Origin of the sequence: Streptomyces sp. NBC_01515 (genome assembly GCF_045040345.1) — a bacterium.
GTDB lineage: Bacteria > Actinomycetota > Actinomycetes > Streptomycetales > Streptomycetaceae > Streptomyces.
On sequence record NZ_CP109416.1, the window covers coordinates 1,780,285 to 1,805,298 of the forward strand.

The 25,014-nt window shown below is 71.3% G+C and carries 24 protein-coding genes; 14 read left to right on the plus strand and 10 right to left on the minus strand.

The annotated features are described in order from the left end of the window. Positions 1-209 precede the first annotated feature (209 nt). The 4 genes from OG407_RS07750 (at position 210) to OG407_RS07765 (ending at position 4,858) form a co-directional block, all read left to right on the plus strand. On the plus strand, positions 210-641 hold the full coding sequence (locus OG407_RS07750; protein ID WP_405856299.1) for a DUF6643 family protein: 432 nt from the start codon (positions 210-212) through the stop codon (positions 639-641). A gap of 42 nt (positions 642-683) precedes the next feature. Then, positions 684-1,508 carry an MOSC domain-containing protein gene (locus OG407_RS07755; protein ID WP_405856301.1) on the plus strand — a complete coding sequence of 275 codons (825 nt, stop codon included), beginning with the start codon at positions 684-686 and terminating at the stop codon, positions 1,506-1,508. Between the two features lie 202 nt (positions 1,509-1,710). Continuing rightward, complete coding sequence (locus OG407_RS07760; protein WP_405856303.1) at positions 1,711-2,316, plus strand: hypothetical protein; 606 nt, start codon at positions 1,711-1,713, stop codon at positions 2,314-2,316. Positions 2,317-2,422: 106 nt separating this feature from the next. Next, positions 2,423-4,858 carry a right-handed parallel beta-helix repeat-containing protein gene (locus tag OG407_RS07765; protein ID WP_405856305.1) on the plus strand — a complete coding sequence of 812 codons (2,436 nt, stop codon included), beginning with the start codon at positions 2,423-2,425 and terminating at the stop codon, positions 4,856-4,858. Here OG407_RS07765 and OG407_RS07770 read toward each other — a convergent pair. Next, the gene (locus OG407_RS07770; protein WP_405856307.1) at positions 4,828-7,170 is read right to left on the minus strand and encodes a hypothetical protein; all 2,343 of its coding nucleotides are present in this window, start codon (positions 7,168-7,170) and stop codon (positions 4,828-4,830) included. The two genes, OG407_RS07765 and OG407_RS07770, sit on opposite strands and share 31 nt — an antisense overlap. 290 nt (positions 7,171-7,460) lie before the next feature. Between OG407_RS07770 and OG407_RS07775 the strand changes: the two genes are divergently transcribed. Continuing rightward, positions 7,461-8,288 carry a DeoR/GlpR family DNA-binding transcription regulator gene (locus tag OG407_RS07775; RefSeq protein WP_366495134.1) on the plus strand — a complete coding sequence of 276 codons (828 nt, stop codon included), beginning with the start codon at positions 7,461-7,463 and terminating at the stop codon, positions 8,286-8,288. Between the two features lie 65 nt (positions 8,289-8,353). Then, positions 8,354-8,824 carry an SRPBCC family protein gene (locus OG407_RS07780; protein ID WP_405856309.1) on the plus strand — a complete coding sequence of 157 codons (471 nt, stop codon included), beginning with the start codon at positions 8,354-8,356 and terminating at the stop codon, positions 8,822-8,824. A gap of 44 nt (positions 8,825-8,868) precedes the next feature. On the opposite strand, the gene OG407_RS07785 is transcribed toward OG407_RS07780, so the two are convergent. Beyond that, positions 8,869-9,993 (minus strand): PLP-dependent cysteine synthase family protein, encoded by a 1,125-nt coding sequence (locus tag OG407_RS07785; protein WP_405856311.1) that lies wholly within the window; start codon positions 9,991-9,993, stop codon positions 8,869-8,871. Between the two features lie 363 nt (positions 9,994-10,356). On the opposite strand from OG407_RS07785, the gene OG407_RS07790 reads away from it, so the two are divergent. Beyond that, positions 10,357-10,680 carry a hypothetical protein gene (locus tag OG407_RS07790; RefSeq protein WP_019058105.1) on the plus strand — a complete coding sequence of 108 codons (324 nt, stop codon included), beginning with the start codon at positions 10,357-10,359 and terminating at the stop codon, positions 10,678-10,680. Positions 10,681-11,044: 364 nt separating this feature from the next. Continuing rightward, the gene (locus OG407_RS07795; protein ID WP_405856313.1) at positions 11,045-11,590 is read left to right on the plus strand and encodes an ATP-binding protein; all 546 of its coding nucleotides are present in this window, start codon (positions 11,045-11,047) and stop codon (positions 11,588-11,590) included. Positions 11,591-12,002: 412 nt separating this feature from the next. Here OG407_RS07795 and OG407_RS07800 read toward each other — a convergent pair whose 3' ends face one another. Genes OG407_RS07800 through OG407_RS07810 form a run of 3 tightly spaced genes read right to left on the minus strand, consistent with a single transcriptional unit; the run spans position 12,003 to position 15,621 of the window. Next, positions 12,003-14,564, minus strand: coding sequence for an ABC transporter permease (locus OG407_RS07800; RefSeq protein WP_405856315.1), 2,562 nt, complete (start codon positions 14,562-14,564; stop codon positions 12,003-12,005). After that, positions 14,561-15,313, minus strand: coding sequence for an ABC transporter ATP-binding protein (locus tag OG407_RS07805; RefSeq protein ID WP_405856317.1), 753 nt, complete (start codon positions 15,311-15,313; stop codon positions 14,561-14,563). Before OG407_RS07805 ends, OG407_RS07800 begins: the two co-directional genes overlap by 4 nt. Next, positions 15,310-15,621, minus strand: a complete 312-nt coding sequence (locus OG407_RS07810; protein ID WP_405856319.1) for an SHOCT domain-containing protein — start codon at positions 15,619-15,621, stop codon at positions 15,310-15,312. Before OG407_RS07810 ends, OG407_RS07805 begins: the two co-directional genes overlap by 4 nt. Positions 15,622-15,844: 223 nt before the next feature. Here OG407_RS07810 and OG407_RS07815 point away from each other — a divergent pair, with 223 nt between their 5' ends. The 5 genes from OG407_RS07815 to OG407_RS07835 all read left to right on the plus strand — a co-directional run bounded on the left by OG407_RS07815 (position 15,845) and on the right by OG407_RS07835 (position 18,825). Continuing rightward, positions 15,845-16,411, plus strand: a complete 567-nt coding sequence (locus tag OG407_RS07815) for a TetR/AcrR family transcriptional regulator (RefSeq protein WP_405856321.1) — start codon at positions 15,845-15,847, stop codon at positions 16,409-16,411. Between the two features lie 12 nt (positions 16,412-16,423). Then, entirely contained in the window at positions 16,424-16,819 is a 396-nt protein-coding gene (locus OG407_RS07820; RefSeq protein ID WP_405856323.1) for a cupin domain-containing protein, read from the plus strand. 11 nt (positions 16,820-16,830) lie between these two features. After that, a complete protein-coding gene (locus OG407_RS07825; RefSeq protein WP_405856325.1) occupies positions 16,831-17,415 on the plus strand; it encodes a DUF4865 family protein in 585 nt (194 codons plus the stop codon). After that, positions 17,409-18,323 (plus strand): phosphotriesterase, encoded by a 915-nt coding sequence (locus OG407_RS07830; protein ID WP_405856327.1) that lies wholly within the window; start codon positions 17,409-17,411, stop codon positions 18,321-18,323. The genes OG407_RS07825 and OG407_RS07830 overlap by 7 nt, the downstream gene beginning before the upstream one ends. 121 nt (positions 18,324-18,444) lie before the next feature. Next, positions 18,445-18,825: a hypothetical protein gene (locus OG407_RS07835; RefSeq protein WP_405856329.1), complete on the plus strand. Its 381-nt coding sequence runs from the start codon at positions 18,445-18,447 to the stop codon at positions 18,823-18,825. A gap of 27 nt (positions 18,826-18,852) precedes the next feature. Here OG407_RS07835 and OG407_RS07840 read toward each other — a convergent pair whose 3' ends face one another. Beyond that, positions 18,853-20,322, minus strand: a complete 1,470-nt coding sequence (locus tag OG407_RS07840) for a ketol-acid reductoisomerase (RefSeq protein WP_405856331.1) — start codon at positions 20,320-20,322, stop codon at positions 18,853-18,855. 88 nt (positions 20,323-20,410) lie between these two features. On the opposite strand from OG407_RS07840, the gene ilvY reads away from it, so the two are divergent. Continuing rightward, complete coding sequence (gene ilvY / locus OG407_RS07845) at positions 20,411-21,262, plus strand: HTH-type transcriptional activator IlvY (RefSeq protein ID WP_405856333.1); 852 nt, start codon at positions 20,411-20,413, stop codon at positions 21,260-21,262. 115 nt (positions 21,263-21,377) lie between these two features. On the opposite strand, the gene OG407_RS07850 is transcribed toward ilvY, so the two are convergent. From OG407_RS07850 to OG407_RS07865, 4 genes are all read right to left on the minus strand, one after another. After that, the gene (locus OG407_RS07850; RefSeq protein ID WP_366495149.1) at positions 21,378-22,559 is read right to left on the minus strand and encodes an SPFH domain-containing protein; all 1,182 of its coding nucleotides are present in this window, start codon (positions 22,557-22,559) and stop codon (positions 21,378-21,380) included. Between the two features lie 10 nt (positions 22,560-22,569). Continuing rightward, complete coding sequence (locus OG407_RS07855; RefSeq protein WP_033278775.1) at positions 22,570-22,821, minus strand: hypothetical protein; 252 nt, start codon at positions 22,819-22,821, stop codon at positions 22,570-22,572. 130 nt (positions 22,822-22,951) lie between these two features. Beyond that, on the minus strand, positions 22,952-24,190 hold the full coding sequence (locus OG407_RS07860) for an ROK family protein (RefSeq protein WP_405856335.1): 1,239 nt from the start codon (positions 24,188-24,190) through the stop codon (positions 22,952-22,954). Positions 24,191-24,311: 121 nt separating this feature from the next. After that, positions 24,312-24,953: an alpha-ketoglutarate-dependent dioxygenase AlkB family protein gene (locus tag OG407_RS07865; protein WP_405856337.1), complete on the minus strand. Its 642-nt coding sequence runs from the start codon at positions 24,951-24,953 to the stop codon at positions 24,312-24,314. Positions 24,954-25,014 lie beyond the last annotated feature (61 nt).

A 25,014-nucleotide genomic window follows, 5' to 3' on the forward strand; every position in this document is an offset into this window, starting at 1 on the left:
GCGGCGAACGCCCATGAGGGGCGCGTCAACATCGTCGGCCAACCGCTGGTAACCGGCCGGGAACTTGGCTTTTACCCGATCCGAACACGGGTCGGTGCCCTTTTTTGGCAAGTTCGCTCGCATTGGGGATCCCGTGCCACCCCCGACACGGAAAACAACCCTCTAATCAGTCTCCCCAACCAGCACATCGTGGGCTTAACTTATGTGCCATGACCTCCCCCCGCTCCACTTATGGCGGCGGCTACTACTCCGCCTCCTTCCCGGACACCCCGATCTACGACTCCCTCGTGGCCGAGCGGGGTACCCCGCAGATCGCCCCGATCCGGGTCCCCGCCGCCTACGACATGCCGGGGAGCAACCTGCCGGCGTTGCCGTCGGCGCTGCCGGCTCTGCCGCCGGGTCCCTCGCAGAACTACGGCTATCCGCAGGCTCAGCAGCCCGCCCCGCTGCAGCAGGCGCCCGCCGCCTACATCCCGCAGCAGGCCCCGCCGCGCGGTTACCCCGGGCAGCAGCAACAGCAGCCGCGCCCGATGGCGGCTCCGGCCGGCTACGAGGCGATGCGTCCGGCGGCTCCCCGCCCGGCCCCGGCTCCGTACCAGCAGGACCCGTACAACAACCAGCAGCAGTACCGCGGTTACTGATCCGCACCCTGCGTTGTCGGTGCCACCTGGCACGATGGAGCGATGGGGAATGCGGAGCTGCGGTCGATCCATATTCACCCGGTCAAGGCGCTCCGGGGCTTCTCGCCCCGGGAGGCTCTCGTGGAGCCTTGGGGGCTGGCCGGGGACCGACGCTGGGTGCTGATCGACGACGGGGGAAAGGTCGTCACGCAACGCGAGCACCCGCGTCTCGCACTGGCCGCCGCCGAGCTTCTGCCCGGCGGCGGTGTTCGTCTGTCCGCGCCCGGCCGTGACCCGCTGACCGTGCCCGTTCCGGAGCCGGTCACCACGGTGGCGATGGAGATCTTCGGTACCAAGGTCGACGCGGTGCCGGGGCCGGACGCCGCGCACATCTGGTGCGGCGACTATCTGGGCTTCCGCGTACGCCTGGTGCACATGGACGATCCCGCGACGCGCAGACCCGTCGACCCGGACTACGCGCTTCCCGGCGAGACGGTCGGTTTCGCCGACGGCTATCCGCTGCTGCTGACCTCCGAGGCCTCCCTCGACGCCCTCAACTCCCTTGTCGCGCAAGGGGATCACCCGGCCGAGGGGCCGCTGCCCATGAACCGGTTCCGGCCCAATGTGGTCGTCGCGGGCACCGCCGCCTGGGCCGAGGACGACTGGTCGGGCGTCACGATCGGCGAGGTCGCCTTCCGGGTCGCGAAGAAGTGCGGGCGCTGCGTCGTGACCACCACCGACCAGGGCACCGCCGAGCGCGGCAAGGAACCGCTGCGCGCCCTGGCCCGGCACCGCCGTATCGGCGGCAAGCTCGTCTTCGGGCAGAACCTGGTGCCCCGCTCGACCGGCACGATCCGCGTCGGTGATCCGGTCCGGATTCTCGCGTAGACGGAGTTCCGCCCAGAGCGCACGAGGTTCCGCCGAAGAGCGCGCGAGGCGGGAACCCTCCCCGTGGGCCCGGTCGTTGAGATCCCGTGAGAAGTTCATGAGAGGCCCGGGGAGAGAGGTGATTTCGCTCTCTCTTTGCCGGGGCTCTTGGGTGAACGGCCACGCCTGGAGTTATCACGGAGCGGGAAGGGGGTGCGGGACGGTGGGAGCAATCAGGGGTGTGTGGCGCTGGCGGCGCAATCCGCTGCGTCGCGCGACCGATCTGGTCGAGGCCTGGCTGGCCCTCGTGGTCCTGCTGCTGGTCCTGGTCGCCGCACCCGTGATCGGTTCGCTCGTCGGTGCGGTCGCGCAGGACAGCCTGCAGCGGTCGGTGCGGGAGCAGCGCGCGGACCGGCACGTCGTGACGGCGACGGTGGTCAAGAAGCTGAAGGGGGCCGAGCTGGACCCCGATCCCGACTCGTCCACCGCGCGGGACATCCGCAGCAAGGTCCTCGCCGACTGGACCGCCCCGGACGGCACCGCCCACCACGGCGCGGTCATGGCGAGCCTCAACACCCCGCACGCGGGCGACCACTTCAGGCTCTGGACGGACCAGCGGGGACACATAGTGGCCCGCCCGCTGGACTCGGCCACGGCGACGACGCACGCCGTGCTCGCCGGGCTCGGCGCGGCACTGCTGACCGCCGGGCTCGTCGACAGCGGCAGACGGTTCGTGCTGTGGCGCATGGTCCGCCGCAGGTACGCCCGTTGGGACCGGGCGTGGGAGCGGGCGGGCCCGGACTGGGGCCGGACCGGCACCGGCAGCTGACAGCCTTCCGGCTCTGGTCAACCCACCGCCCGCCCGCACGCTACGGTGGACCGGCGAAGGCTTCGGCATCAACCCGCGTACCACGAGGTGGGGGCACAGCAGCGCCATGGCACAGGGCACGGTCCAGGTGACGCACACCGGTACATCGAGGTGGCGGCGCCGCACAGGTGAGTACGCGTCGCTCGCCGCCGCCCTGGAGGCCGCGGCCGAGGGCGACGTACTGACCGTCGCTCCCGGCACCTACCGGGAGAACCTCGTCGTCCAGCGGTCGGTGACCCTGCGCGGCCCCGAGGGTTCGCCCGGCTCGGTGCGCATCGCGCCTCTGGACGGCGTGCCGTTGACCGTCCGTGCCTCGGCGATCGTCCAGGACCTGCATGTCGAGGGCCAGGACTCGGCCGCGCCCGCGCTCCTTGTCGAGGACGGCGCACCGGAGTTGACGGACCTTCGGATCGTCACGCGCTCCGCGTCCGGCATCGAGGTCCGCGGCGGTGCCCGCCCCACCGTGCGGCGCTGCACGGTCGACAACCCGGCCGGCATCGGGATCGCCGTACTCGACGGCGGTGGCGGGGTGTTCGAGGAGTGCGAGGTCGTCTCGGCCGGGCAGGCGGGCGTCGCGGTCCGCGGCGGCGGTCACCCGCGTCTGGAGCGCTGCCGTATCCACCACGCGTCGGGGGTGGGTCTGTCGGCGACGGGCGAGAACTCCTCGCTGGAGGCGGTGGGTTGTGAGGTCTACGAGACGCGGGGCAGCGGCGTCCAGATCACCGGCCGGGCCACCGCGCACCTCACCGACTGCGATGTGCACCGTACGGCCGCGGACGGCGTCACGCTCGACACCGACGCGGTGCTGACGCTGGCCGACTGCCGCATCCACGACATCCCTGAGAACGCGGTCGACCTGCGCTCGCGTTCGGTACTGACGCTGACCCGGACGACGGTGCGTCAGTTCGGGCGCAACGGACTGTCGGTGTGGGACCCGGGCACGCGCGTGGACGCCAACCAGTGCGAGATCTTCGACAGCACCGGCGACTATCCGGCGGTGTGGGTCAGCGACGGCGCGACCGCGGTCCTCGACTCCTGCCGCGTGCACGACGTACCGGACGCCCTCTTCGTGCTCGACCGCGGCTCGCGCGCGGACGTCGTCGACAGCGACATCTCCCAAGTGCGCAACACGGCCGTGTCGGTGAGCGACGGCGCCACCGCGCAGCTCGACGACTGCCGGATCCGGGACGCGGCCACGGGCGCGTGGTTCCGTGACCACGGCAGCGGCGGCACTCTCAACAACTGCACCGTGGACGCCACTCAGACCGGCGTGATCGTCACCAAGGGCGCCGACCCCACCATCGAGCGCTGCACGGTCGACTCCCCCGCCGAGGCGGGCTTCTACGTCTCCGCGGGCGGCCGGGGCACCTTCCTGGGCTGCCGCGTGACGGGCAGCGGCGGCTACGGCTTCCATGTGATCGACGGCTGCCGCACGACGCTGAAGAAGTGCCGTACGGAGCGGTGCGCGCGCGGCGGTTACGAGTTCGCGGACGCCGGTCCGGACGCGGGACCCGGCACGGGACCCGTCGTCGAGGACTGCACCAGCGACGAGAGCGGTCTGAAGCCGCCCACCACGCACGAGACGGCCGTGGAGACGGCGAGCCAGTCGACCAGCGTGCTGGGCGCGATCCCCACCCAGCGCGCGGCCGAGCAGGACCCGCTGATCACCGCGACGGACCCGGAGAAGGAGTCCCGCTCCTCCAAGGACGTCCTCGGTGAACTCGACGCGCTGGTCGGCCTGGACAGCGTCAAGCGCGAGGTGCGCGCCCTCACCGACATGATCGAGGTGGGCCGCCGCCGCCAGCAGGCCGGCCTCAAGGCGGCTTCCGTCAAACGGCACTTGGTCTTCACCGGCTCCCCCGGCACCGGCAAGACGACGGTCGCCCGGCTCTACGGCGAGATCCTCGCCTCCCTCGGAGTCCTGGAGAAGGGGCACCTCGTCGAGGTGTCCCGCGTCGACCTGGTCGGCGAGCACATCGGCTCGACCGCGATCCGCACCCAGGAGTCCTTCGACAAGGCGCGCGGCGGAGTCCTGTTCATCGACGAGGCGTACGCCCTCTCTCCGGAGGACTCGGGACGCGACTTCGGTAAAGAAGCCATCGACACGCTCGTGAAGCTGATGGAGGACCACCGGGACGCGGTCGTGGTGATCGTCGCGGGCTACACGGCGGAGATGGAGCGGTTCCTGTCCATCAACCCCGGTGTGGCGTCCCGTTTCTCACGGACCATCACCTTCAGCGACTACAACGCCGAGGAGCTGCTCAGGATCGTCGAGCAGCAGGCCGAGGAGCACGAGTACCGGCTGGCGGAGGGCGCGTCCGAGGGGCTGACGAAGTACTTCACGGCGATCCCCAAGGGCGCCGCGTTCGGCAACGGCCGTACCGCGCGGCAGACCTTCGAGGCGATGGTGGAGCGGCACGCGAGCCGGGTCGCCCAGTTCGAGGAGCCGAGCACGGACGACCTGACCCTGCTCTACGCGGAAGACCTGCCCGAGCTGCCCTGAGGCGGCACCTCGGGCCGCAGCCGGGCCAACAGCCGCTCGCGTTCCTCCGCGAACGCCGGGTCGGCCTGGTAGTCGGAGTGGCCGAGGATCGGCGCGGGCAGCGGATGCCGCGCCGAACGGCCGTACTCCAGTGGGTCCTTGAGGGGTGGTTCGTGGTCCACCTCGGGGCCGCAGTCGCCGGACACGTGCACCGGGCCGCCGATAGGGTCGGTGAGCCGGTACAGATTGCGCCAGCAGTCGACCTCGCGGTGCAGTCGGGTCAGCGCGGCCGGTCCGAAGTGGGCCGGGAACCAGCGGCCGTAGAGGCGCTCCAGGGGTGAGCCGTAGGTCAGGAGGGCTACGCGTTTGCGCTGGGCGGGCTTGAGTTGCCAGGCCGCGGCGGCGGCGAGGACGCTGCCCTGGGAGTGGCCGGAGATGACGAGGCGGCCGCCGGTGGCGCGGGTCCAGGTGGCCATCCGCCAGGTCAGGTCGGGGACCGCGCGCTCGGCGTAGCAGGGCGGGGCGAAGGGGTGGGCGGCGCGCGGCCAGAAGGTGCCGACGTCCCACAGGATGCCGATCGTGCGCCGCGCGGAGGCGTCCTTGTACGCGCGCCTGCCCCAGGTGACGAACAGTATGAAGCCGAGCCCGATCAGCCAGGAGCCGAGGCCCTGCGAGGTCTGGGCGGCACCGTGCACGAAGGCGTGGCCCTCCTCCCCGGCCCGTACCGGTGTCCTGTCGGTGGTGAACGCGCCCACGAGCGCTCCGGCGCCCAGGAGCAGCGTCGCGGTGGAGATGACGGCGACAAGGAGCGGGCCACGGTCGGTGAGCGCGGCCATCGCGCGCGTGCTCGCGATCCGGGCGGTGCGCGCCCGGTCCTGCCGCACGTCCGGGTAGTCGCGCGCCACCGCGGCCAGTTCGCTACGGCGCAGCCGCCAGGTCCGGTGGCCGATTCCGGCGCAGAGGACGAGGACGACTACGAGGAGCGTCGGGATCACGGAGGCCTGCCAGGTGAGCAGGACGGGCGGGCCCGCGATGGACGTCCCGGTGCCGTCCAGCCAGTCGGAGACCCGCTGGGAGACCCCGCCGGACATCACGCCGCCCAGGGCGCAGGCCAGCATCGCGACGGCCGGTCCGCCCAGGCCCCGCATCGCGGAGCGCGGATCGGGACGGGTGCGGTGCAGGAGGTGGGCGACGACGGCGAGGGCGATCACCAACAGGCCCTGGACCAGGGCGATCCCGCCGAAGGCGGTGTCTCCGGGCAGCCGCCCGGACGACTGCCACCCCGGGCGCGACCAGCCGGCGTAGAGGAGGCAGAGGGCGAGCAGCAGGAGTGCGCCCAGCGGCAGGCGGCGTACGAGACGGCGGTCGAGGGCCTGGTCGAGGCGGTTCTCGCTGCGGCCCCGGCGGCACACTACGTAGACCACGACGAACGCGAGGCCGGCGAGTGCGGTCTCCAGGAGTACGCCGAGGCGGGCCAGTGGGTCGGAACCGTCGGGTCCCCGGTCGAAGCGGGCCGCCGAGACGGTGACGGCCGCGGCGACCGTGAGGAGGCCGGCCGCCGTGTGGGCGGCGCGCAGCCGGGCGACCAGGCGGCGGCCGTACCAGAAGCCGGGGCGGCTCAGGGAGCTGCGGTCGGTCTCGTCGTCGGGCTCGGGGCGGCGGTTCATCGGCTGCTGGGACTCGTACTCGCTCCAGGTGCGGCGGGAGAGGTACCAGAGGAGGACGGTGAGCGCGGTCGGTACAAGGGCGGCGAGCGCGAGGCGGCGGCCGGGGCGGCTCCACCAGCTGTCGTGGGACATCGCGGGCGACAGGAAGCCCAGCCAGGTGTGCCCTTCGGCGCACGCGCGCGTGCCGGCGCACTGCCAGGCGGCGAGGTCGAGGGCGACCTCGCAGGCGGCCGCGACGAGCAGCACGGTCAGCGTCAGTCCCGCGAGCCGCACGAGGAGGCCGTAGAAACGGACCGTCCGTTTCCGGTCGCGGGCGGTGGGGCGCATCCAGTGCGCGAGGTTGACGACCATGAACGGCAGCAGCAACAGCCACAACGCGCGCGTGCCGTTGCCGGAGGTGAGGTTGCACCAGACGTAGGCCTCGCGGATCGGTCCGGTGCGCTGGTCGGCGGGCCGGGACTCGGCGTCCACGTCGGCGGCGCGCCGGAAGACGGCGGCCGTGTCGTCGCCGGTGATCCGTACCGTGCGCGGATCGCCGAGCATCTCCTCGGGTGTGGTGCCGCCGACTCCGTGGACCAGGAGTTCCAGGGCGGGTTCGGTCTGATCGGACCGTCCGGCGAGGCTCTTCGGCTCGCTCGTGACGGCGTGTTCCTGTACACGCTCCACTGTTCGCACATCCCCCGTGACGCACTGTCCGTCTGTGTCCGTGTGCACTCCAGGATCGTCCTTTCCGGCGCGTCGCACACGCCCCGTCACCGAATCTCCCCCGATCGATGTGAGACGCGAGGGACGGAGGATGACCGAATGACATGTGCGCGTCGGGACAGGCGGTGGCGCGGTGCTTGCGGGGGCGTGCGAGGATTGGGGCGTCCGCGCACCGCCGCCGGGAAGAATCTCCTGGTCGGGGCGGGCGCGCGGGCAGTCTGACGGGTTGCGGCGAAAGGACCGGAGCGTACGTGAGTGAGAATCAGAACCTCCTCGCGGAGCAGCGGCGCGCCCTGATCCTCGACGAGGTCCGGCGCCGCGGTGGCGTCCGCGTCAACGAACTGACCCGCAAGCTCGGCGTGTCGGACATGACCGTCCGCCGCGATCTCGACGCGCTGGCCCGCCAGGGCGTCCTGGAGAAGGTGCACGGCGGAGCGGTCCCGGTCGTCGAGGCGAGCACGCACGAGCCGGGCTTCGAGGCGAAGTCGGGGCTGGAGCTGACCGCCAAGGAGGACATCGCGCGGGCCGCGGCGGAGTTGGTGGCGCCGGGTACGGCGATCGCGCTCTCGGGCGGTACGACGACGTACGCGCTCGCGCACCATCTCCTTGAGGTCCCCGACCTCACCGTGGTCACCAACTCGGTGCGGGTGGCGGACGTGTTCCACGCGGCGCAGCGGACCTCGGGGCAGCGGCAGGGCGCGGCGACGGTCGTGCTGACCGGTGGAGTGCGCACCCCCTCCGACTCGTTGGTGGGCCCGGTGGCCGACCAGGCGATCGCGGCGCTCCACTTCGACATGCTGTTCCTCGGTGTGCACGGCATATCGATCGAGGCCGGCCTGTCGACGCCGAACCTCGCGGAGGCCGAGACCAACCGGCGGCTCGTGCAGTCCGCGCGGCGGGTCGTGGTCGTCGCCGACCACACCAAGTGGGGGACGGTGGGGCTGAGTTCGTTCGCCGCGCTGGAACAGGTCGACACGTTGGTGACGGACGCGGGGTTGCCGGCCGAGGCGCGCGCCGACATCTCTGAGCATCTGCGGCTCGTGGTCGCGGGCGAAGTCGGTGACGGGGCAGACATCTGATGCCCCGTCAGCTAGGGTGACCCCTTCTCTGACCCCAACTGCCGTTGCGTAGCGGAGGTTTGACCATGGCTCACCGTCTACGTCCGGTGGGGATCGACTTCGTCGAGACCGCGCCCGTACGACTGGTCTTCGCGCGGGAGGTTGCCGCGCCGCCCGACGCCGTGTTCAGTGCGCTCGCCGAGGATGTGGCCGGCTGGAGTGAGTGGTTCTCGGCGGTGACGGCCGCACGGCCGACCGGGGACGGGGCGGGGCGAGAGATTCGGCTGCGAGGTGGGACGCGGTTCGACGAGACCGTGTTGGTGGCCAAGTCGCCGGAGACGTACGCGTATCGGGTCGATGTGACCAATGCGCCGGGGATTCGCGCGTTGGTCGAGGAGTGGCGGTTGACTCCTGTCGAGGGTGGGACTCGGGTTCAGTGGACGTTCGCCGCGGATGGGGCTGCGGTGTTTCGGGGGGTGTTGCGGTTGACGCGGCCCGGGTTGGGGAGGGCGTTCAGGGATGCGGTGACGGCGCTGGATCGGCGGCTGGCCGGCTAGGGGTCCACGGAAGCTGGAAGTTGCCCAACCGGCTTTCATCCAGCTCAGGTTGGCCATACTCCCGTTGCCAGAAGCGAGGTGATCGCCTTGCTGTACGGGGTGATGTCCAAGCCCTGTTCCGTCAGCCACGTGTCCGAGTAGTACTTGTCCAGGTAGCGGTCGCCCGGGTCGCACAACAGGGTTACCACGCTGCCCTGTTGGCCGGTCGCGACCATCTCGGCGATGATTTTGAGGGCGCTCCAGAGGCCGGTGCCGGTGGAGCCGCCCGCCTTGCGGCCGATGGCTTGTTCCAGGGCTCTCACGGCGGCGACGCTGGCCGCGTCGGGGACCTTCATCATGCGGTCGATGGCGCCGGGGACGAAGCTCGGTTCCATACGGGGGCGGCCGATGCCCTCGATGCGGGAGCCGCAGTCGCGGGTGACGTCCGGATCGCCGGTGCTCCAGCCCTCGAAGAAACAGGAGTTCTCCGGGTCGGCGACACAGACCCGGGTGTCGTGCTGCATGTAGTGGACGTAGCGCGCGAGGGTGGCCGAGGTGCCGCCGGTGCCGGCCGTCGCGACGATCCACGTGGGCTCCGGAAAACGCTCCAACTCCAGCTGGCGGAAGATGGATTCGGCGATGTTGTTGTTGCCGCGCCAGTCCGTGGCCCGCTCCGCGTAGGTGAACTGGTCCATGTAGTGGCCGCCGGTCTCCACCGCGAGGGTGGCCGACTCCTCGTACATCTTGCGCGGGTCGTCCACGAAGTGGCACTGCCCGCCGTGGAATTCGATCAGGCGGATCTTCTCCGCGCTGGTCGTGCGCGGCATGACCGCGATGAAGGGCACCCCGATCAGTTTGGCGAAGTACGCCTCGGAGACCGCCGTCGAACCGCTGGACGCCTCGATCACCGGGCGGGCGGGCCGGATCCAGCCATTGCAGAGGCCGTAGAGGAAGAGGGAGCGGGCGAGGCGGTGTTTGAGGCTGCCTGTGGGGTGGGTCGACTCGTCCTTCAGGTACAGGTCGATGCCCCAGCTCTCCGGGAGCGGGAAGCGGAGGAGGTGGGTGTCCGCCGAGCGGTTGGCGTCGGCCTGGACCTTGCGGACGGCTTCTTTCAGCCAGCTCCGGTAGGCGGCGTCGCTGCGGTCGACGTCGAGGGTGGCACCGGTCAGGGCCTGTGGGGTGGTGCTCACGGCGGGGCTCCTTACGCATTGCGCCGACGGCGCCTCGCGCGGCCGACACCTCGATCATAAGCACCTTCCGCACGCTTCTCACCTGCATAAACATGCCTTTGGGCGGCTCAAAGGCGGCCCTGGGGGCAAGGCTTCGGCAGGCTTGCGACACGCTGGCGACGGGTTTGCCACGGCTTTGCGATGCGTCGGCGACGGGGCCCGGGGGCGCACTCACGCGAGTGCTCCGGATACTTACCGTGACCGGGTGGTACGTACTGGTGCTCGACGGCCCAGGCGGGCAGACTGCACCGGAGCGGGACGAACGTCCTGAACGGGGGCGCACACTGGATCACCAGATGTCCTGGACCAAGGGGGCGGGGAAGCATGGCGGAGCCGGAGTTCACGGCCACGGGCGTGCGGATCGGGAAGCGGCTGCGTTCGCTGACCCGGGCCGGACAGGTCCGGATCAACGACGGCAGGCTTGAGTTGCTCACCAGTTACGGCAGCGAGATCGACAGCGCGCCGGTGCAGGCGGTGCGGGCGTCGAAACCCTGGTTCGCTCCTGAGGACCGGGCGCTGGCCGACCTCAACGGCAACAGGTATCTGTTGACCCTCGGCGAACACGACCCCGCGCCCGGACAGCCGGGCCCTCCCGCCGCACGTCGGTTCATCGAGGCCGTGCGCAAGGCGGCGGGGCGGGGCGGCTGAGCCTCACGGCGTGTTCTCCGTGCGGCGGAGTGGCCGTACGGCCCAATGGCCGTGCGGTCGAGCGGTCGAGCGGTCATGCGGTGGAGTGGCCGGTCCGTGCCGTGGCGTGGTTCATCCAGGCCGCGCGACGACTGTTCCGCGCCATTGCCGTGCAGCGGCTGTTCCGCGCCATTGAAGAGCAGTTGCCGGCCGCGAGTTGCGGGACCGCGGCCCCTGAGCCACTCTGGTCTCACGTCACTCTGGGTTTACCGGCGATAACGCTGCGAACCAGCCCGCCGGACACAACAGCAGGCGGCCGTTCTCCGACCACCTCGCTGGATCCGAACTCCGTGTTCTTCCGGACCTCAGTCGGGGAGTCGCAGCCGTGATCCGTCACCCAAGCAGGCACTGCGCGGTGGAGCTCCAAGCTCTGCCGTCGCGGATCGGCCAGGTCCGCAGAATCGTATCTGCGCAATTGCGCTACTGGCATCTGGATCCCCTGATAGACCGGGCCGCGCTCGGTGTCACAGAGCTCCTCACCAACGTCCACCGGCACGCCCAGCCCGACAAGACGTGCATCGTCGAGATCGAGCTGCTGCTGGACCAGCTCATGGTCTCGGTGCGCGACCACGATCCCCGGCTTCCGGTGGTCGGGGACATCGACGAGGTCTCTCCTACGGCCACTTGCGGGCGTGGGCTCGCGATGGTCGCCGCGGTGAGCGAGAACTGGGGTGTGCGACCGGACGGCGAGTCCGGGAAGGTCGTGTGGTTCACGCTGACCGCACCCTCGCCCGCCGCGGCCACGCCGGCTCGTCCGCCGCGCCGTACGGCCGCGGAGAAGCCCGCGCACCGGTTCGTCACCGAGGTCGAGCACCCGGTCGACGCCCACCGGCCCCAACACGCTCCCGCCCGGTCCGCCGTTGCCGGTTGATCGGGCGGTGATTCGTTACGGGTTGCGGGGGGGGCGTTGTTTGGGCGGTTGGGGCGGGGCCGGAGTGGTTGTTCCAGGCACCTCGCCCAGGCCGGTCTTGTACGGCACGACACCCAAAGCCGGCTTCAGACAACGACACACCTGGACCGGTCTCGACAACTCGCCTCACCTGAACCGGTGTTGAGAACGCACCCACACGCGCACCTCCTTTTGGTTCGGTCGCCTACGGGGCGCTGGAAGCCGGTGTTGAGAGCCCCACCGTGCTCGGCGCTGCGCGCCTCCGCGCGCTGGGGCTCTCAACACCGGCGCGCCCCTACGGCTCCCTCTCGGCCGTCGACGTGGGGACAGTGGGACTTGGTGGGCCCGCACCGCTGGCTTGTCTGACGCCGTTCGCTTCTCTACCGGTGTTCGATCACTCGGTGGCGATCGCCCGAAGTACGTCCAGTCGTGCTGCCCGGCGTGCCGGGCGCAGGCCCGCGAGGGCGCCCGCGGCTACGCCCACCAGGGCCACCACCACGAGTTGGACCGGTGGGAGCGCGAAGGCGAAGGCGCTGTCGCTCGCGCCGTCCGAGGCCTTGACCAGGACCCAGCCCAGGAAGGCGCCTAGGGCGAGGCCGCCGAGCGTGCCGAAGGCGGCGACCAGGACCGACTCCCAGCGGACCATCGCCCGGAGTTGGGAACGGGTCTGGCCCACTGCCCTCAACAGGCCCAGTTCGCGGGTGCGTTCGTGGATCGCCAGGGTGAGGGTGTTGGCGATGCCGAGCAGGGCGATCAGGACCGCCAGGGCGAGCAGTGCGTAGACGAGGGTCAGCATCATGTCGATGCCGCCGGCCGAGGACTGCGCGTATTCGTGGCGGGTCTGGACCTGTGGGTTGCCGTAGTGGGTCGCGACCTTCTCGACCGCCGCCTTGCCCTCGGCCGTGCTCACGCCGTTCTTGAAGGAGACGGCGACCAGTGTGTCGGCGTCCTGGGTGCGGTGTGGGGCCCAGGCGGCGCGGGTGATGACGTAGTCGCCGGCGAGTTCGGACTCGCCGTAGACCGCGCGGACGGTGAAGGTCTCCTTCTTGCCGTCGGTGAAGGCGAGTTGGGCTTTGCTGCCGGTGGTGAGGTGTTGGCGGTCGGCCTCTGTTTTGGTGATGGCGATGCCGTCGGTGCCGAGGGTGTTCAGGGAGCCGTGGACCGTGCCCAGGTCGAAGGTGCGGGACAGGGCGGTGGGGTCCGTCACCGTCAACGCCCGTCCCTTGCCGTCCACTTCGGCCACTCCTCGGCCGAGTCCCACTGCCGTGTCCACCTCGGGCAACTTGCCGACGGCTCCGGCGAGTCGGGGGCTCAGGCCGCTGCCGCCCGCGCCGAAGGAGGGGGTGCTGACGGCCACGTCACCGGCGAAGGAGCGGGACACCGTCTGGTCCATCGTCGCTTTCAACGAGGCGCCGAACACGGTGAACAGGGACACCACGGCCACCCCGATCATCAGCGCGCTCGCGGTGGCGGCCGTACGGCGGGGGCTGCGCAGGGCGTTGCGTCGGGCGAGTCCGCCGGTGACGCCGCGCAGGCGGTCGAGGGGGCTGCCCAGGACGCGGACCGCCGTGGAGGAGGCGACCGGGCCCAGGACCACGAAGGCGACCAGGGCCAGTACCGCCCCAAGTCCCGCCAGCAGCAGGGACGGTGAGATCAGCACGCCGGTGAGGGTGGCCCCCATCGCGAAGGCGGCGAGGGCCATTCCGGTCACCGCTCGGACGCGGGACGCGCCTGACTGGTCCACGGCCGTTTCGCGCAGCGCCGCGAGGGGTGCGGTGCGGCCCGCTCGTACCGCCGGCATGAGTGCCGAGCCGAGGCAGACGATGATGCCGACCGCGAGTGGCAGGACCATGGAGAGCGTTTTGATCACCAAGTCGCCCTCGGGGAACGGAAATCCGATGGCCGGGAACAGTGCCTTCAGTCCGGCCGCGATGCCGATGCCGCCCGCGAGGCCGGCGGCCGACGCGGTCACCGCGACGACGCTCGCCTCGGTGACCGTGGCCGCGGTGACCTGGCGGCGCGAGGCACCCAGTGCCCTCAACAGGGCGTTCTCGCGGGTGCGTTGGGCGATGACGATCGCGAAGGTGTTGTGGATGGAGAAGGTCGCGACCAGAAGGGCGATGCCGGAGAACACCAGGAGGAACGTGGTGAAGATGGTGAGGAACTGGGACGAGACCATGTCCGTGTTCTCCTGCGCCGACTTCTGACCCGTGATCGCCTCAACTCCCCTGGGGAGTACGGGAGTCAGGCGGTCGACCAGTGCCTGCTGGCTGACGCCTGGGCCTGCCCGTACCTGGATGGTCGCTGCCTCGCCCGGCTTCGCGGTGAGGTACTTCTCGGCGTCCGCCTGGGTCATGCCGGTGAACGTCACCTGTGCCATGCCGTCCTCGCCGCCGAAGGTCGCGAGGCCTACGATCGTCACCTTGACGGGGTCGGGCGTGCGCAGGGTCGTCGTGTCGCCGATCTTCAGGTGGCCCTTGTCGGCGGCACCCCGGTTGATGACAACCTCGCCCGACCTGGCCGGAGTTCGGCCTTCCGCGAGGCGGTACGGGTTGAGTTCCGGGTCGGTGATCCAGTTGCCGGCGAGGGTGGGCGGGCCCTTGCCGCCGATGTCCTCGCCGTTGGCGCCCACGAGTTGGCCCGCGCCCTGGATGCTGGGGGCGGCGGCCACGACGCCGGGGACCTGCTCGACGGTCTTCACCAGGGCCGTGCTCACCGGTTGCCGAACGCCCTGGCTCTCGCCGGGTGTTGTGATGGCGTCGGCGCTGCGGACCACCACGTCCGTACCGCTCGTCGCGTCGCCGAACATGGTGTCGAAGTCGGCGCGCAGGGTGTCGCCCATGACGAGGGTCCCGGCGAGGAAGGCGACCCCGAGGAACACGGCGAGGAACGTACCGGCGAAGCGCCTTTTGTGCGCCCGCAGGGAGGACATGCTCAGGCGTACGGAGGCGTTCATGACCTCACGTCCTCGAAGGCCTTCAGGCGGTCCAGGACCTTCTCCGCCGTGGGGTCCTGCATCCGGTCCACGAGGCGGCCGTCCGCGAGGAAGACGACCTCGTCGGCGTGGGCGGCGGCGACCGGGTCGTGGGTCACCATCACGACCGTGCGGTCCGTCTGCCGTACGGCACGGCGGAGCAGGCCGAGGACCTCGCCACCGGAGCGGGAGTCGAGGTTGCCGGTCGGCTCGTCGGCGAAGACGACCTCCGGCCGGCCCGCGAACGCCCGTGCCACGGCGACGCGTTGCTGCTGGCCGCCGGAGAGTTCCGAGGGGCGGTGATGGAGGCGGTCGCGCAGGCCGACGACATCGACGAGCGCGTCGATCCACTCCTGGTCACCCCTGGCCCCGGAGAGATCGAGGGGCAGGGTGATGTTCTCCGCGACGGTCAGCGTGGGGATCAGGTTGAACGCCTGGAAGACGAAGCCGACGCGGTCGCGGCGGAGGAGGGTGAGGCGTCGGTCGTCGAGCGAGCCGAGTTCCGTGTCGCCGATGTACGCGGCGCCCGAGCTGAGCGTGTCGAGTCCGGCCGCGCAGTGCATCAGGGTGGATTTCCCGGAGCCCGAGGGGCCCATGATCGCGGTGAAGCGGCCGACGGGGAAGTCGACGCTCACCCCGTCCAGGGCGCGTACGGCGGTGTCGCCGACGCCGTACACCTTGACGGCGTCGACGACCCGCGCGGCCGTGCGGGTGGTGGTCGCGGTGCTCATGCCGCGCCGCCGCCCTTGCCTGCGGTGCGGCCGAACTGCTCGTCCAGGACGGACAGGCGGCGCCAGTACTCGTCCTCGTCGATCTCGCCGGAGGCGAAGCGGCGGCCGAGGACGGCGAGCGGGGAGTCGCCGGTGGGGCGGGTGTCGGCCATCGCGCGCCACGGTCCGCCGCGCCCGATGCCGCGACCGCGCCAGACGGTGCGGCGCAGGACGGTCATCACGCCGACCACCACGGCCGCCCAGATCAGCGGGAAGAACAGGATCCACGGGCCGGGGCCGCCGCCGTTCCAGTTCGCCAGAGTCTGCATGTCGATTCATCTCCAAGAGGTCCGGAGCCCCGGAGGGGGCTTCCTGTGAATCCGGTGATGTCCGGTGATGTACCGAGACTCGCTCCGGGGAGGGGTCCGGGTCGTCGTACGGCCAGCGGCAGTGTGCGTACCTCCCGGGGAGTACGCGGGGTCGTTCCGGCTGCTCCCGCCGTCCGTCGACAACCTCTCGACTTCTGTACCTACTAGTATGTACAGTCCTGCCATGAGCACCCCGGAGCGACTGATCGAGTCCACCCGCGAGCTGCTGTGGGAGCGCGGCTACGTCGGCACCAGCCCCAAGGCGATCCTGGAGCGCGCGGGCGCCGGGCAGGGCAGCATGTACCACCACTTCAAGGGCAAGCCGGAGCTGGCGCTGGCCGCGATCCGGCGGACGGCCGAGGAGTTGCTGGCCACCGCCGAGGGAGTACTCGATGGGCCCGGCACGCCGTACGAGCGGATCGAGGCGTATCTGCGGCGCGAGCGGGATGTGTTGCGCGGGTGTCCGGTCGGGCGGCTGACGATGGATCCGGACGTGATCGCCAGCGCCGAGCTGCGCGAGCCGGTCGACGCGACGCTGGACGCGATCCGTGAGCGGCTCGCCGGGATCGTCGAAGAGGGCAAGGAACAGGGGCAGTTCGGGCCGGAGCTGGACGGCGAGGAGATCGCCGCCACCATCCTCGCGACCGTGCAGGGCGGATATGTGCTGGCTCGCGCGTCCGGGTCGCCGGCCGCCTTCGACGCCGGTGTCCGGGGGCTGCTCTCCCTTCTCTCGCCCATGTCTTCCCGATAGGAGTCCAGGTACGTGCAGATCACGAGGAAGCACCCCGACACGCGGCAGGGCCCGGCCGAGAACTTCACCGGCACGGTGTGGCTCGACGAGATCGCCGCACCCCAACCGCCGTCCCGGATACGGATGTTCAGCGTGCACTTCACGCCGGGCGCGCACACGGCGTGGCACACCCACCCGCACGGCCAGGTGCTGCACGTGACGGAGGGCGAGGGTCTCGTGCAGCGCAAGGGCGGTGCCGTCGAGCCGATCCGCGCGGGCGACACCGTGTGGATCGAACCGGGCGAGTGGCACTGGCACGGCCCCGCACCGCGCACGTTCATGACGCATCTCGCGGTCGTCGAGGCCGCCGAGGACGGCACCACCGCCTGCTGGTACGAGCACGTCGACCCGGCCGACTACCCGGCCTGAGGGGGCACTTGATGCACGCGATGCAGTACGGACTCACCCTTCCCGGCGACTACGACATGGGCATCATCCGGAGCCGGGTCGCCCGGGTCGGGCATCTGCTCGACGACTGGGACGGGCTCGGCTTCAAGGCATATCTCCTGCGTGAGCGCGGGGTGCACGGTTCGCCGGTCAACGAGTACGCGCCGTTCTATCTGTGGAACACGGTCGAGGGCATGAACCGCTTCCTCTGGGGCGGCGCCTTCCAGGGCCTCGTCAACGACTTCGGGCGACCGGAGGTGTCGCAGTGGACCGGCCTCGCCTACGAGGAGGGCGGCGCGGCGGGATCACCGGCGGCCGTCGCGGTGCGGCGGCGCCAACGGATAGCGGAGGGCGAGGAGTTGGCCGCGGTCATGGAGGGCGCGGTGAGTGAGACCCGGCGGCTGGCCGGGGAGGGCGGCGCGGTGCTCGCGGCGGCGGCCGTCGACCCGCACAGCTGGGAGCTGGTCCACTTCTCGCTCTGGGACCACGAGTCGCCGAAGGCGGAGGGGGACGTGTTCCAGGTGCTGCATCTTTCGGCGCCGGGGCGGGACGGGTTGCCTCGGGGGCGGCAGTGGTAAGTGCCCTCGTCCGTACGGTACTTGGGGATGTGGACCCGCGGCTGTTGGGCCTGTGCGACGCGCACGACCATCTCTTCATCCGCAGCCCGCGACTCCCCGGCCAGGAGCTGGGCGACGCCTCGGCCGCGCGGGCCGAGTTGAACGCGTTCCGTTCCGTCGGCGGGGGCAGCGTCGTGCAGTGGACGCCGTACGGGATGGGGCGGCGGGTCGCCGATCTGCCGCTGCTGTCGCGGTCGACGGGGGTGCACGTGGTCTGCGCGACCGGGTTGCACCAAGCGGCGCACTACAGCCCGGAGTTGCTGGAGAGCCTGCGCGGCGGGCTGGCCGAGATCTTCGTCTCCGAGCTGACGGAAGGTGTCGGTCCGTCCGGTGTCCGCGCCGGGCTCATCAAGGTCGCGGGCGGCTTCCACGGCCTCGACGCGCACGCCCGCTGGACGATGACCGCCGCGGCCGAGGCCCACCGCGCGACGGACGCGCCGATCGCCGTCCACCTGGAGCTGGGCACGGGCGCCCTCGACGTACTCGACCTGCTGTGCGGCGAGTTGGGGGTCGAGCCGCACCGGGTGATCCTCGGCCACCTCAACCGCTCCCCCGACCTGGTGGTCCAACGCCAGGCCGCCGACACGGGCGCCTACCTGGCGTTCGACGGCCCGTCCCGCGCCCACCACGCCACGGACTGGCGGATGCCGGACGCGGTCCGGGCCCTGGCCGAGGCCGGGTTCGGCGACCGGCTGCTGCTCGGCGGCGACACGGTGGTCGCCGGGGCGCGCTCGGTGGACGGCGGTCCGGGGATGCCGTATCTGCTGCGGCGGGTGGGGCCGCGGCTCGCGGTGGAACTGGGCGAGGAGTTGGTGGAGCGCGTTTTCAGGGAGAACCCCGCGCGTGCGTTTGCCATGAACTGCCCCTGAGGGAACGGGAGTACGGCCGACCTGCCCTTCGTCCGTATCGACGCCCTGCACGCCGACCCCGCACGCCTCGGACGCGCCACCGTGACCGAGAACGAGTCGGTCGACTGGTCGCTCGGTGACGGTGTCGCGCAGTACGGATGACGCGGCGACCGGGTGGCCCCGGTCCTGGCCGCTCACGCTGCTCGGGGCGGCCGTCGTTCCGGGGCCGCTGCTGTTCGTCGTCGGGCGGTGGCCGGACGCGCCGGCCGTGCAGGCCTGGCGGACCGTACGTCTCGCCATCACCACACCCTGCGCGGCCGACGCCCAGTCCATCAAGGTGCGGGTCTACGGCATCCCGGCCCTGTCCGCCAACACCTGGGGGACGATCACCGCGACCTGGCACGCGAGCCGAACCCTGGGGACGAGTTCCGCCGTGGCCGCGCTCGACGGAGTCACCGCCCAGAAGGTCGCCAAGCCGGTGAACGCCTACCAGGACGCCCTGCCCCTCCCGACCTCGCGCTGAGCCAGGCCGTTGAGCCAGACCGCTGAGCTAGGCGACCGAGATGTCCACGGAGGGACGCAGTTTCGCCGCCGCGGCCAGCGCCTCGTGCATGGGGTGGGTGTCGAAGGCCTCCAACAAAGGCTCATCCGCCGGGAGTTCGGACGCCGGATACGCGATCTGCTCGTAGGCCGCCTGGAAGCGCGGGCCCCAACGGCGGGCGCCGAGGCGGGCGGTGCGGGAGCAGTTGTCGACCATGTAGGCCACGTCCCGTGCGTGCATGTACGGCAGCAGGGAGTCGACCGCCTCGATGACGGACTCGTTGACGATCTCCGACCAGGGGTGGCCGCGCTCGGCGAACTCGTCGACCTGGGCGGTCATCGTCGCCACGAACACCCCGGCCGTGAACGGCTCGACGGGCAGGGCGCGTTCGGCCCGGCGCGCCCGCACCTCCGCCCCCGCCGCCCACATAGGGGAACCGCCGATCCCGCTCATCTCCCGCGCCCCGAGCCGCTGTTCGGCCAGGACGACGCTGCGCAGCTCGGTGCCGTCGGCGACCTCGTCGTAGATCTCGGCGACGATCTCGCGGGCGGGGCCGTAGGTCGCCGAGTACGCGCGGTCGAAGACCTCCCGCCCGGCCGGGTCCAACTCCTCGCGGACGGCACGCAGTCCGGCCTGCGAGATGGTGCGGGCGATCGGGCCGGTGACGTTCTCGCAGGAACGCTCGTACGCGGTCACCGCGTCGTCGCCGGTCAGACGGTAGCGCGTGAAGAGGCTCTCGACGATGCCGTGGACAGCGCCGAGGAGAATGGCGCGTTCGCCGACGATGTCCGAGCGGTACTCGCTCTCCAGGGTGGTGCGGAAGGTGTACGGCGAGCCGAGCGCGACCGACCAGCCGAGCGCGTGGTCGGCGGCCTTGCCGTCGGGGTCGGCGTGGACGGCGTAACTGCTGTTGATTCCCGCGCCGTTGATCTCGGCACCCTGCTCGTAGAGCCGGCGCACGGAGTCGCCCATGCCCTTGGGGCAGACGGCGATGACTCCGTGTCCGGGCGGGAACTCCCCACCGGTGGCCCGGAGATGACCGAGCAGGAAGCCGTGCGAGAGACCGACGGTGGCGCCGGGCTTGAGGGCGGCGAAGATCTCCTCGTGGTGGGCGGCGAGGGCCGCGTCCGCGATCAGCAGGATCACCAGGTCGCTCTCGGCCGTCACCGCGAGCCAGTCGCCGAGCGTGCCGTCCTCCTCGGTGAAACCGTGGGCACGCGCGTCGGCCGCGGAGGCCGAGCCGGGGCGCAGGCCGACGCTCACCCGGATGTCCGTACCGGCGAGGGAGTCGCGCAGGTTGCGGGCCTGGGCGCGCCCCTGCGGGCCCCAGCCGATGACGCCGATGCGGCGGACGCCGGCGAAGGCCCGCGGGAGCAGCGGGAAGAGGTGCCGGCCACCGCGCAGGATGGTCTCCGTGCCGCCGGGCACGTCCATCGTTTCGAGGGCGAAGACGGCGGAGGTGTACGTGGTCGAGGTCATGGTGGAGTTGTAGGCTCCGGGCGAGCGTTGCGGCAAGCGCAACTTACGCACCGGGCTGTTGCGCAAAGCGAAAGGGCCAGTTCACGGCATGCGGGACGACCATCGGGAGCTACGACTTTTCCTGCATCTGGCGCAGACCCTGAACTTCGGGCGGACGAGTCTCGACTGCCATGTCAGTCCGGCGACGCTGACGCGGACCGTTCAGCGGCTGGAGTCCGACCTCGGACACCGGCTCCTCGACCGCGGGCCGCGCGGGGTCTCCCTGACCGCGGAGGGACACCGCTTCCGCGAATACGCCGTCCAGTCACTGGAGTTGTGGCGCGCCTACCGCGAGGAGCACCCCGACCCGGCCGAACTCACCGGCAGACTCGCCCTGTTCGCCACGGTGACCGCCTGCCAGGCCCTGCTGCCCGACCTGTTGGCGCCCTTCCGGGCCGCGCATCCCCAGGTACGGCTCGATCTGCGCACCGGCGACGCGGCGGCGGCGCTGGCCCGTCTCGACGAGGGCGAGGTGGACGTGGCGGTCGCGGGCATCCCGGCACGGCTGCCGGAGCCGCTGGTGAGCCGCACGGTCGCGGTGACCGAACTGGTCCTCGTCACCGCCCGCGACCGCCCCGACCCGGATCTCGACGGCCCGTTCGTCCTCCCGCACCGGGGCCTGGTCCGCGAGGCGGCCGACCGCTGGTTCCGCACCCGGGGCACGACACCCGACGTGGCCTGCGAACCGGACGGCCACGAAGGCCTGTTGACCCTGGTCGCCCTCGGCTGCGGAACGGGCGTGGTACCCCGCATCGTCCTGGAGAACAGCGCCGTACGGGAACGGCTGGCGGTGATCCCTGCGGACCCACCCCCGGAACCGTTCCCGATCGGGCTCTGCGTACGAAGGGCGGACCTGCGCCGCCCCCTGGTGGCAGCCTTGTGGAGCCTAACGGCGCCATAGGGCAAACGCCCTGTGCTGGAGCGCCCCAAAGGGGCGCGGGGAACTGCGCGACCAGCCACAACGGCGCCGCAGCCAACCGACAACGCACGCCGCCTCGATACTCCCAGCGGAGCGCCTAGTCCAGATCAACCGGCCCGTCGTTCTTCTTCTCGTCCTTCTTCGCCTGCAACTGGAGCAGGTTCTTGACCTCGTCGCCGGGCCGACGCCCGTCCGGGTCCGACCCGCTCAGGTTCCCCCGGACCGAGTCCAGGATCGTCAGCCCCTGCGAGACCAGGCCCGCGGCGATCTCGCCGAGGCCGTCCGCGCCATTGAGGACGTTGACGTTGGCCCCCGCGAGACCCCCCGCCGCTTCCTTCACGATCTGCGGAAGCTGGTCGATCAGCATCCGGTCGAGCGCGACGCGGTCGTACGACGCCGCCGCCTCGGCCTGGATCTTCATCCGCTCCGCCTCGGCGATGGCGAGCAGTTTGATCCGCTGGGCCTCGGCCTCGGCCGGCTTGACGATCTCGGCGACCAGCTGCTGCTGCCGCAACTCGGCCTGGCGCTGGGCGAGTTCGGTCTGCGCGGCGAGCACTTCCTGCTGGGCGTGTGCCTGCGCGAGCGGTCCGGCCTGCGCGGCCTGCGCCTGGGCGCGGTCGACCTCGGCCGAATACTCGGCCTTGACGACCGCGGTCTGCCGGGCGTACTCGGCCTGGTTGCGGGCCGCGACCTGCTCCGCCTCGACGGAGGCCTGGGTGGCCTGGGCCTGGGCGATCTGGGCCTGCCGCTGGATGGCCGCCTTGTGCGGTGCGGACATGGCCTCGATGTAGCCGACCTCGCCGTCGTCGATCGACTGGATCTGCAGCGAGTCCACGATCAGGCCGATCTTCGCCATCTCGACCTTTGACGTGTCCAGCACCTCGGCGGCGAGCTTCTGCCGCTCCGTGACGATCTCCTCGACCGTCATCGAGCCGATGATGGACCGCAGGTGACCTGCGAAGATCCGGCCGGTCAGCACCGACATCTGGTCCTGGTCGGAGAGGAACCGCTGGCCCGCGTTGATGATGCTCTCGGTGTCGTTGCCGACCTTGAACGCGATCACGGCGCGGACGTGCAGCGCGATGCCCTGCCGGGTCACACAGGTCTCGGTGACCTCGGCCTCGCACATCGACAGCGTGAGAAAACGGGTCTTGCGGAAAACCGGCAGCACGAACTTTCCGTGCCCCGTCACCACTCGGAACGGCGCGCCCCCCAGTCCCCGCCTGCCACCCGAGATCAGCATCGCCTCATCGGGGGCGGGAACGCGGTAACCGAACATGTCTTGCTCCTCACTCTGCGCCGGCGGGTTCGCCGTCCAGCGCGTCCAATGGATCCGCCCACTCGATGACGTGCACGGCACGTCGTCCACGGGACTCGATCACGAGCACCCTGGCCCCCGTGGGCAGGGGATCATCCGACCAGGCCAGGAATGTCTCGGAGCCGCCCCGGACCCGCACGAGGATCTCGCCGGGGCCCGCGCTTCCCCGGGTCTCGATGATCACCTCTCCCGTGCATCCGATCACGGGCTCGTCCTGCGGCATCACCGGCCGCCTCCATCCTCTGGCCTTAGGTTTCCGACGATAGACCCACTCGGGTCACGGACCCAACGGGCCCACCACACACCTTTTGTACGACGTCTTCCGGGCGACCGCCGGGCGGCACCGGCCGCGGTCAGGACAGGGCGGCCAGCGGGTCGTCGAGGACCGGCTGCCACGCCAACTCGGCCGCCCCGACCAGGCTGTTGTGATCCAGGGTGCAGGCGAGGATCGGCACGCCCCCGCTCTGCCCCCACAGGCTCCTTTCGGCGACGACCGCGCGCAGCCGGTCCGGGTCGGCGTCGAGGAGGGTGCGGTGCAGTCCGCCGAGGATGATCCGGTCGGGGTTGAGGATGTTCACCAGGCCGGCGAGCCCCAGTCCGAGCCGGTCGATCAGGGTCTCGGCGGCCTTCCGGACGGACGGATCGTCGTAGTGGCGACGGATCAGTTCGTTGGACTCCTGAAGCAGGGACACCTCGGGGCCGGGTTCGCGGCCGGCGGCCGTGAGGAAGGCGAGCGGGTCGGCCTCGACGTCGAGGCAGCCGCGGCTGCCGCAGTGACAGGGGCGGCCCTCGGGGTTCACGGTGAGGTGCCCGACCTCCAGCGCGAGACCCGAACTCCCGGTGTGCAGACGCCCGTCGAGCACCAGCGCGCCGCCGACACCCCGGTGTCCGGTCGCCACGCACAGCAGGTCGCGGGCGCCGCGGCCAGCGCCGTGCCGGTGCTCGGCGAGCGCGGCGAGGTTGACGTCGTTGCCCGCGAACGCGGGTCCGGTGAGGCCGGCCGCGCGCACGCACTCGGCGAAGATCCGCCGCACGGGCGCGCCCGCGGGCCAGGCGAGGTGGAGGGGGTTGAGCGCCAGCCCTTCGGGCTCGGCCACGGCGGACGGCACGGCGAGCCCGGCGCCGACGCACCGCCGCCCGGTCTCGCGCAGCAGATCGGCACCGGCCTCGACGACTGACCCCAGTACCTTCGCGGGGTCGGCGTCCACGGCCTCGCAGCCGGGCGCGGTCGCCACGATCTGGCCGCCTAGGCCGACCAGCGCGGCGCGGAAGCCGTCGGCGTGGACCTGGGCGGCGAGGACGACGGGGCCGTCCTCCGCGAGCGCGAGGCGGTGCGAGGGGCGGCCCTGCGAACCGGCCGCCGCGCCGGGCCTGGCGTCGACCCTGATCAGGCCCAGGGCCTCCAGCTCGGCGGCTACCGCGCCGGCCGTCGCCCGGGTCACCCCCAGTTCGGCGGTGAGTACGGCTCGGGTGGGGGCGCGGCCGGTGTGCACGAGCTCCAGCGCGGGGCCGAGCGCTCCGCGGCCCCGGTCCAGTCGCGCCCGTGAGGTGGTCCCATCCCCCGCCGGCCGGGGGTCCGCCTTGCCGCTCATGAGGGCGAGTCTCCCATGATCCGTACAGAGAACCGTTGGGGGTCCCGTTCACAGTGGCGGCCGGTGGGGGCTTGTCGCGCAGTTCCCCGCGCCCCTTCAGGGCGCGTCCCACTCCCCGCGTTCAAAAACCACTCACTCGCAGCGTCACGTTCAGTCTCCCCCTCAGTCCCAACTCCCCCGGCCCCGTACCCTCGTACACCCGTGGCACCCCGTGATGGGCGAGCCTCGACGCACCCCCGAACACAAACAGGTCGCCGCTCCTCAACTCGACATCCGTGTACGGCTTCGTGCGGGTCTCGGTGTTGCCGAAGCGGAACACGCAGGTGTCGCCCAGGCTCAGCGAGACGACCGGCGCCTGCGACTTCTCGTCGCTGTCGCGGTGCATGCCCATGCGGGCGTCGCCGTCGTAGAAATTGATCAGGGCGATGTCGTACGACGCCGTCGGCGTCCCCAGTGTGTCGGTGACCGCCTGCCGGCCCAGGTCGTCGAGCCAGGTCGGGAAGGGTTTCACCGGGGTGCCGTCGCCGTCGGTCGTCGTGCGGGAGTAGGCGTACGGGTACCAGTGCCAGCCGAGGCACACCTGCCGGGCGGTCATGGTGCCGCCGCCGGGGGTGCGGACCGTGCGCAGGCCGGCCGGAGGGCGGGCCCACTCGCGGCAGGCTGTCAGGAGGTCGCGCTGGCGGTCCGGGGAGAGCCAGTCGGGCACGTGCACCGCGCCCGGCGCGATCTCCGCACGAACTCTCGGAAACAGCTCGGCGTCCATGGCCCCATCCTGCCCCGACCGGCCATGAGCCGGCACTCGGTTAGCCTTGGCGCACGATGGA